The sequence below is a fragment of the Bacteroidota bacterium genome (assembly GCA_018831055.1).
Lineage (GTDB): Bacteria > Bacteroidota > Bacteroidia > Bacteroidales > B18-G4 > M55B132.
In genome coordinates, this window is sequence record JAHJRE010000073.1 from 21,627 (window position 1) to 30,894 (window position 9,268).

General features: G+C 43.9%; 8 protein-coding genes. 1 reads left to right on the top strand and 7 read right to left on the bottom strand.

Going from position 1 to position 9,268, the window contains the following annotated elements:
- Nucleotides 1-592: 592 nt before the first annotated feature.
- From KKA81_04410 to KKA81_04420, 3 genes are all read right to left on the bottom strand, one after another.
- Nucleotides 593-2,134, bottom strand: coding sequence for a T9SS type A sorting domain-containing protein (locus KKA81_04410; GenBank protein MBU2650155.1), 1,542 nt, complete (start codon nt 2,132-2,134; stop codon nt 593-595).
- Between the two features lie 811 nt (nt 2,135-2,945).
- A complete protein-coding gene (locus KKA81_04415) occupies nt 2,946-3,287 on the bottom strand; it encodes a type II toxin-antitoxin system PemK/MazF family toxin (protein ID MBU2650156.1) in 342 nt (113 codons plus the stop codon).
- Entirely contained in the window at nt 3,277-3,519 is a 243-nt protein-coding gene (locus tag KKA81_04420; GenBank protein ID MBU2650157.1) for a hypothetical protein, read from the bottom strand. Before KKA81_04420 ends, KKA81_04415 begins: the two co-directional genes overlap by 11 nt.
- 301 nt (nt 3,520-3,820) lie before the next feature.
- On the opposite strand from KKA81_04420, the gene KKA81_04425 reads away from it, so the two are divergent.
- Nucleotides 3,821-5,554, top strand: a complete 1,734-nt coding sequence (locus KKA81_04425) for an aromatic amino acid hydroxylase (protein MBU2650158.1) — start codon at nt 3,821-3,823, stop codon at nt 5,552-5,554.
- On the opposite strand, the gene KKA81_04430 is transcribed toward KKA81_04425, so the two are convergent.
- The 4 genes from KKA81_04430 to KKA81_04445 form a co-directional block, all read right to left on the bottom strand.
- Nucleotides 5,513-6,484: a bile acid:sodium symporter gene (locus tag KKA81_04430; GenBank protein ID MBU2650159.1), complete on the bottom strand. Its 972-nt coding sequence runs from the start codon at nt 6,482-6,484 to the stop codon at nt 5,513-5,515. The two genes, KKA81_04425 and KKA81_04430, sit on opposite strands and share 42 nt — an antisense overlap.
- A gap of 33 nt (nt 6,485-6,517) precedes the next feature.
- Nucleotides 6,518-7,396, bottom strand: a complete 879-nt coding sequence (locus KKA81_04435) for a flavin reductase family protein (protein MBU2650160.1) — start codon at nt 7,394-7,396, stop codon at nt 6,518-6,520.
- 11 nt (nt 7,397-7,407) lie between these two features.
- Nucleotides 7,408-8,682: a fumarylacetoacetase gene (fahA, locus tag KKA81_04440; protein ID MBU2650161.1), complete on the bottom strand. Its 1,275-nt coding sequence runs from the start codon at nt 8,680-8,682 to the stop codon at nt 7,408-7,410.
- Between the two features lie 103 nt (nt 8,683-8,785).
- Nucleotides 8,786-9,268, bottom strand: a 483-nt coding sequence (locus KKA81_04445) for a VOC family protein (GenBank protein MBU2650162.1), incomplete at its 5' end; no start/stop codon positions are given.

A 9,268-nucleotide genomic window follows, 5' to 3' on the forward strand; every position in this document is an offset into this window, starting at 1 on the left:
AACAATATACATTTTAATCACACCAAAAAGTTCTACGGGATGGAGTCCCTAATATTAAGATCCGGGTAAGCAAAATACTGTCAGAAATCATTTTCAGAAAATCCATCTGATTTCTGAACACTGGTCGTTGCATACAAATTTACTCAATATGTTGTTGTTTGTCAAGAAAATCCAGAAAAAGTTGTTGAGCGCATGGTGCATTGTTTTTTGTGTTTGGTTATGGGTATATTGGCATTATAAATTACTCATAACTCATCGACAATCGGCTAATGAATTGCGCGATTGAGGAGATTGCGCGATGTATGAGATATTCGATGGTTTTGGTATGCCGGCGAAGAGCGGCACTTCGAATATCGTGCAACCGTTACGTCTCCCAATCGTGCAATCAAAATCACCTCCGCACAACCTTCCCCACCCGCAGGTTTTGCCTGTCCATCATGATCCTGTAGTAATAAACTCCCGCCGGGTATTCTACGAGATTCAGGGTAATGGTATTTTGTCCGGTAGGGAAATGATGTTTATCTTCGCTAATGATTGCCTTTTTGTGAAATTGAAAACTGAAATCTTAATATCACCGGACTTGTGGCATTTTTTACTGTAGATTTACAATAAACTTTTCCTTAGAAATAACATATCCCCGGTCAAGTAACACACTGATATAGATGCCGCTTTTTAACAGTGAAGTGTTCACTTCCAGCGTCCTTTGATCTTTATCCAGACGCATTTCCATTTGCTTTCTGCCAAAAATATCGTATGCGATCCATGTGCTGTTTTCTGTGATCAAATTCTCTGCAAACTCAACATTCAACTGATTTCCTACCGGATTTGGGAAAAGCTTCATTACCTTATCATAATCCTCTTTGAGTGGTATATCTATAATATCAACATATAAATTGCAATTTAAATCCGTTGTATCGGAAATAATTGTGTAAGGGCAAAGGCTATCGTACGTAATTATTTGGTTATAAACCGAGTCATTTTCCAATTGCTGATTTAGTTTCCATAGATAAATATCCCAATTGGGGCTGGTGTAATAATTCCCGATAACTAAAATTTTGTCATCAAAAGTTTTAATTGTATTCTCAGGTGGTTGCCCTTCTGCAATCAGGAATCTTCTTTTTATGATATTCCCTAAGGTATCTATTAGAAATACTTCACTATTTCCATCATCAACGCCGGTACCAAATTCGCTCCATTCCAGGCCAATAACCAAGGAAGTATCATTATACATACACAATGGCCAAGTGTCTCCTCCTCTAATGGTATCTCCTAAAATATATTTTTGATATATCATTCCTCCATTAATGCTATATTTGAAGATTGAAGGAGTTATAGGCCCATTATCAGCGTAAGCACCGGCTGAATAAAAAATTCCTTTTTTAAATTCCACAGTCTGCCTACTTGAACTCAAGGCTCCTCCTTGCCATTTAATATCCCATATCTGATCCCCTTTTTTATCCGCATTAATATAAAATGCCTGCATGCCATTGCTAAAACATCTTCCGGAAATCAGATAAGTGGAATCCGAAGTAAGATTTAAAAACCAGCCTTCTTCATTAAAGATGGTGGTGTCTTCCTGCGCCATATGTTTGATCCACAAAGGATTTCCATTCTCATCAAATTCTACTAGGCTTATCCGGATATTCGCAATATCTCCACCAAAATACTTTAGCAATCCGATAATATGATTATTGCCAAGTTGAATGATTTTCATCAAACAATTATTACCTTCTGATCTTAATACTGTACACCATATTATTTCTCCACAAGCATCAAGTTTCATTATAAGCGGGTCGTCATCATAGCTTGATTCGTATTTTGAAGTTGAACCAACAATAAATGTTTCATTCTCTTCATTTTTTTGTATTTGGTTAAAATATGTTTGATAGCCCAAGGAGCCAAACTTTTTGTCCCAGAGAATGTTTCCATTAATATCGGTCTTAATTAGCCAACCCCACTGGGATGGAACGGTTCTGTCAATTTGACCGGCTATCAGATATCCATGGTCATAGTCTTCAACCATGCTTCTGACTTGAGCTTTGAGGTCATCGCCATATATTTGAGGCCAGTTTTGTCCGGATGACTTTAAATGCAGAAACAATAAAACAAAGAGAAAAAATAGATACTTTTTCATTACTCAGATTCTAAAGTTTTATAAAAATAGTAAAAAAAGCAGGTGAAATATTAGAATTTCACCTGCCGGGTCAATTAATATCTGCCTTTGATCAGTTTATGTGTTTCAACGCATGAGTTTTCGATAATTAAACTCAGATAGTATATCCCGTTCGGGACCCTGGAAATATTCACCGTCGTCTGGTTTTCACTGCAATTAACAAATGTAAGTGCCCTGTGTCAAATCTGATACGTCAATAACTTTTTGATTAACCATTCCGTTTAATTTTATATGAGTATCGGGAAACATTACCACAAAGTTACAGGCGACAGGTTACAAGCGACAAATCATCACTCATCACCCACACCCACACTACCTGCAGTCTGTAAACATAGAACAAGTAACTTGATATTAATCATTCCCGATACTCATTAAAGTTATTAAGCGCATTGTGAATTGTTTTTTGTGTTTGGTTATGGGTATGTTGGCATTATAAATTACTCATTACTCATCGACAATCGGCTAATGAATTGCCCGATTGAGAAGATTGCGCGATGTATGAGATATTCGATGGTTTTGGTATGCCGGCGAAGAGTGGTACTTCGAATATCGCTACATCGCGCAATCTCCTCAATCACTCAATTTAAACACCCTTCTCCCAATCCAACCTTCATCCGTCTGCACCCCACAAAATACAAGCCCTTTGGGAATGATGCGCATTGCCAGGTGTAGCGGGTGTTTTCCCGGGTGGGTTGGGCATTTTCAATCATCCGGCCGTAGGTATCGTAAATGTGTATTTCATGAACAGATATAAAAGCATCCTCTCTATTCGCTAACAATGAAACATCGTCTTAAGTTTGCTTTTTATCAGCCTCGATGTATCATCATTAATTCGGCCAAGTTTTCTGCTTATAAATTTTTTGGGAATGGAGGTCAATTTATGGAGCCTCACGACAGAATCAACCGCAAGACCGGTATCATTTCCCTCAAAACTGTTTTTCCTGATAACAAAATCACTTTCTAGAATCGGCTCCGGTATTTTGCTTGAAATAAATGCAATAACAATATGCTGATGATCCCCAATCTCATTTGTCAAACATAATGCTGGCCGAACTTTTTTAATATGCATGTCGGAAAAAGGAAAAGGAACCAGAACAACCAGATTATTTGTCATTTATGGGTTCTCCATCACTTGGTGAATAAATATCTTGTTCAGGTTCTTTCAGAAAATCAAAAGCCGGGTTTTCATCCATTGATTTTAGCCACAATCTTTCTTCTTCCGTCTCTCCTGCATCATCTTCCAACAGAATCAACACACGCACTTTTTTCCCTTTTTCACCCAATCGATACCTGATCTCAAGATAACCTTCTTTGTTTGTTGTAGAATTAAATTCAATTGCTTTCATGCCCATCCTGTTTATAACAAAGATAATAATAAATCAGAATTTTGATCCTATGAGAAATACATAAGTTACGCATAACCCATCGACAATCGGCTAATATATTGTACGATTGAGGAGATTGCGGGATGTAGGAGATATTCGATGGTTTTGATATGCCGGCGAAGAGCGTAGGGACTGCATCCCGTAACTATAAATCTATGCAAATCAGTGTAATCTCTACCTTCGCTAAAGCTTCGGCAGATAAACCGGTGGTAAAAATAATTTTATATCTTTGCTATGTAAAATAAATCCAAATAAAAATAGCATGGAACTGAACGACGTCCTGAAAAGGCTTCCCAGGCACCTGATGGATCTGGTCATCGACCAGCCATACAACGAATACACCGCCCAGGACCATGCCTTATGGCGGTATGTGATGCGGCGGAATGTGGAATACCTGAGCAGGGTGGCCCATGGCTCATACCTCGAAGGATTGCGTAAAACGGGTATCAGCATCGATGAGATCCCGCATATGTACGGCATGAACCGCATCCTGAAAGAAATAGGCTGGGCGGCAGTAGCCGTCGACGGTTTCATCCCGCCTTCGGCTTTCATGGAGTTCCAGGCGTACAACGTGCTGGTCATCGCCGCCGACATTCGTCCTATTGACCAATTGGAATATACTCCTGCCCCGGATATCATCCACGAAGCAGCGGGCCACGCTCCCATCATCGCGGATGAAGAATATGCAGGATACCTGAAGTACTTCGGGGAGATAGGTTCCAGGGCCTTTTCCTCCGAAGCCGATTACGAACAATATGAAGCCATCCGTCACCTTTCCATTTTGAAAGCCGACCCATATACCTCTCCTGAAAATATCCGGAAGGCGGAGGAAAAGCTGGAGCAGATCAATGCCCACATAGGGCCTCCTTCGGAGATGCAGCTCATCCGCAACCTGCATTGGTGGACGGTAGAATACGGGCTTATTGGCGATTTGAATAAACCCAGGATCTATGGAGCCGGGCTCCTTTCTTCCATAGGGGAAAGCTATTCCGCATTGCAGGATGATGTAAAAAAGATCCCTTACACCCTGGATGCCATGAATGTCGGCTTTGACATCACTACCCGGCAACCTCAGTTATTTGTCACCCCTGATTTTCCTCACCTCACCAAAGTGCTTGAAGAGTTTGCTGACCGGATGGCATTAAATAATGGAGGAGTGGATGGCATCCTGAAAGCCATTGAATCAAACCATACAGCCACCGTAGAATACAGTTCCGGCTTGCAGGTATCCGGTACCTTCACCGAGGTGGTGATCCATATGGAAAAACCCGTTTATCTGCGCACCACCGGGCCTACAACCCTGAATTATCAAGGCAGGATACTGGAAGGCCATGGTACAGAACATCATCATGAAGGCTTTGGTTCTCCTGTTGGAAAGATCACCAACTCTTCCATTCCCCTGGAAAGGATGGATGACGCAGATCTGACCCATATTGGGATGGTTTCCGGTCATCGGTGCACACTGCATTTCGAATCGGGGGTCAGGGTCAATGGAAAGCTTCAGGAAATCATCAGAAAGGAAGGCAAGATCATACTTCTGAGTTTCATTGATTGCAGGGTCACTTTCCGCGAGCGGGTTCTGTTCGAGCCATCCTGGGGAATCTATGACATGGCGGTGGGAGAAGACATCGTTTCGGCCTTTTCCGGTCCTGCCGACCCGGACGGTTTTGGTTTGCGTTACCGCATACCTGAAGAAAAGACCCACAAGATCATACATAGTCATAAGAACCAGCGCCTGCATAAGATCTACCAAAAAATAAGAGATGTGCGTAACCACGGGTCCGGGGCAAAAACCCTGGAGACATCCTGGAAGGAAATAAAGCAGCATTACCCTGCCGAATGGCTTGCCCCACTGGAGATCCTGGAGATATTACATAAAGAAAAAGCCACCGGCAATGGTTTGGAAAAAGACATCCTGGAATACCTGAACAACCTGCAAAAAAACAGGCCTGAATTAAACGGATTGATCAGCAACGGACTTAAGCTTCTTGCCTGACCGGCGATAGAAGAAATGGCGGCCGAGTGTAGATTCGAAAATGTAGAACAGAGGAAGCAGCACGCTGAGTATGGCGGGTGGCAGGGTTACCATGAGATCGGGGAACAGGTTGATGGCTACAACAGCTGCAAAACCGGCATTCTTGATAGTGAGCATCAGGTAGAGGCTCATCACGATCTCGCGGTCGGGGTTAACCCGGCTGAGCCACCATTTAAAAAGGTTTCCCAGGATAAACATGAGAAATACGAAGATTGACAGCGGCATCAGCACACAATAAGGATTACCGAAAATGATGTTTCGGCTCAGGCCGATGACAGTCATAGCCACCACCAGAAAACCATAATCGATAAGGATACCACGGTTTTTATCGATAAAAGGGTAGAGCTTTTTCCAGCGAAAAACCCTGGATACAGCCAGGGGAATGATGAGCATCTTAACCAGAATAAGCAGCAGGCTGTAAGGGCTTACCACGCTGTCGCCCATAAAGATCAGGAATATCAAAGGTGTCAGGACTATACCCAGGAGGTTACCGCCAAAGACACCGGAGATGGAATACCGGGTATCCCCCTTCAGGTTAAAAGTGAAAGGGATGATAGCAATAGCCGGAGGAGTAGCGGCAATAACCACGTAACCGGTCCAGACTGCTCCTGTTGCCCCTGTCAGCCAGGCCAGCAGAAGCATCAGTCCACCGAACACAATATAATTCAGGAAAACGCAGGAAGTAACGGGGCCCACATTGCGGACAACGGGCACCAGGGAACGGAATCGGAAACCGGAAGTAGCCACCGCGAGGATAAACCCAATGATATAGGTAGTGGAATCCTTCAGGAAGGCTGTTTTATCGCCGAGGAGGAATCCTGCGGCAATACCTGCCAGGAAGATCAGGTTCCGGTTCGTAAGCAGGGATGTTATTTGTCCTCTCCACCTCATGCATTCGTTTTGTGCAAAGGTGGTAAATAAAAATTACGAAATCAACAGAACTTTAAGAGCCTCCTGAGCCTTACCGGCGGCGAGCATTTTTTTTGCCAGGAGAAAAAGGTCGTCTTCCCTGTTCATGCTAAAATCGACAATTTGTCTTACTTCCGGCATTAGCATGACGGCTTTGATCTCGGGATCTTCCGGGATCTTTTCCACATTTCCGAGCTGTCCCAGTTCATTACCGGTAAGCAAGGCAGAGTGGCGGATTTTCTCAGGAAGGGCATCGATACCCATTCCCAGCCTGGCCAGTGGTTTTTCCACTTCAAAAATGGCCTCTCCATAAGCTTTGGTATAGTAATCACGGCCCATGCGCCCCACAGCGCGCAATTTATCCGGAATCACCCGGCCTTTTTCATCCAGGATGCGTTCATCCACATGCATCAGCAAAATCTCACAGATCACCAGGTTCGCGGCTCCTCCAAGGGTTCCTGTCTCAATGATATCCCTTACCTTACATTCGAAATGCACCGGTGACTCCTTTACCCTGAAGGGACTGACGGTTTCGGAGGGTAGCATGGTAAAACCCGCCTTTAAAAACTCATTCACACCTTTAGGATAATCGGTACTTGCCAGGCTGACCTGTTGAACCATATCGTATGTAACTGTATTGATGACCACTTCCGGCACCAGACGGAGGTTTTCATACGTATGTTTGGTAGTATTGTCGCGCCCTCTACGGCCCGGAGAAAATATCAGCGTAGTGGGATTTACCCCAAACGCGTTAAAAAAGCTAAATGGAGAAAGATTGGGATTTCCTTCGTCATCTATGGTACTGGCAAAGGCAATAGGCCTGGGTACCACCGTATCCAGGATGCGGTGATGGAGTTCTGGAGAAGAAATTTCCTGGGGATTGATTTTCAACATATTCCGAGATATTATACAATCTTTTTTGCCGGCAGCAACGTACAAGCTGACTCACCAAAACCTATCCTGAGACCATCTTTTTCACAAAAGCCTTTCATGATAACGGAATCTCCATCCAGTAGGAATGTCCTCACGCTACCATCGGGCAAATGGACGGGTTTTGTCCCCTTCCATGTCAGTTCAAGCAGGGAGCCGTAGGAACCGGGATCAGCGCCGCTGATGGTTCCTGAAGCATACATATCGCCAACATTGATGTTACAACCGTTTACCGTTTGATGAGCCAGTTGCTGGCTCATATTCCAGTAAAGATATTTAAAATTAGACCGGCAAAAGCTATTCGGCACTGAGCCTTCCGGTTGTATTAAAACTTCGAGGTTGATATCGAAAGTTTTCTCCCCATCCGACTGCAGGTAAGGCAGCACTTGTGGTTCCTGGACAGGTCCTTTTGTGCGGAAATATTCCAGGGCTTCGAGGGTGACTATCCAGGGGGAAATGACCGAAGCAAAGCTTTTACTGAGAAAAGGTCCCAGCGGTACATATTCCCATTTCTGGATATCACGGGCCGACAGATCGTTAAAAAGTACCATACCAAAAATATAATCTTCGGCGCGGTCGACAGGGACATTGTTTCCCAGTTCCGTTGATTTTCCGGTGATAAAAGCCATTTCCAGTTCAAAATCCAGTTGTCGGGAAGGTCCGAAGACAGGCAGGGGAGCGTTATCCGGTTTGGTTTGTCCGTTGGGGCGGTGAACGTGAGTACCGCTGACAACGATGGAAGAGCTTCTTCCGTGATAACCCACGGGAATATGCAGCCAATTGGGAAGAAGCGCATTATCCGGGTCGCGGAACATCATGCCAACATTAGTAGCATGTTCACGGCTGGAGTAAAAATCGGTATAATCGCCAACCTGCACCGGCATGAGCATTTCTGCGTCATTTACAGGTATCAGGATCATTTCCCGGGCTTCGGGGTATTCTTTCAGTTCATCATTACCGGCTGAAAATACCTCAGCGACTCTTTCCCGTACTGCATTGGTATGCTTTTTCCCCAGTGCAATGAAATCATTCAGGAAAGGTTTGTAGAAAGGGGTCAGGTCTTCGATACCCAGGTTATCGAAGAATCCGAAATCCGCCATTGCCGAGAGGTCGATCACGGTATCCCCGATGATAGTAGCGGGCCTGGGGGCATTTCCCTTTGTCCGAATTATCCCAAACGGAATGTTCTGAATAGGAAAATCAGAATCAACCGGAATGGAGAGCCATGATTTTGAATTTATATCTATCATATATCAAAATACTTCAATCATTCAATCACTAAATCGCTAATTCGTTCAATCCTTCAATCACAAATCAATTGTAAATTGTATTTACAGAATACAGAATTATCAATCACAACGTTCCCCTTCTCATCTGTTCTGCTTCGATTGCTTCGAAGAGCGCTTTAAAATTGCCTTTTCCAAATGATTTGGCGCCTTTGCGCTGGATGATCTCATAGAACACTGTCGGGCGATCCTGCACGGGGCGGGTGAAAATCTGCAGGAGATATCCCTCATCATCACGATCGACCAGAATACCCAGTTTCTTTAATACTTTCATGTTTTCATCGATCTCCCCTACCCTGTCGATCACCGTGTCGTAATAGTTTCCCGGAACATAAAGAAACTCAACGCCTCTGTTTTTCAATTCCGTAACGGTGTGAATGATATCATCGGTAGCCATTGCAACATGTTGCACTCCTGCGCCTTGGTAGAAATCGACATACTCCTCGATCTGGCTCTTCTTTTTACCTTCGGCCGGCTCATTCAGCGGAAATTTTATTCTGCCGTTCCCGTTCGACATGACCTTGCTCATCAATGCGGTATAGTCGGTTGA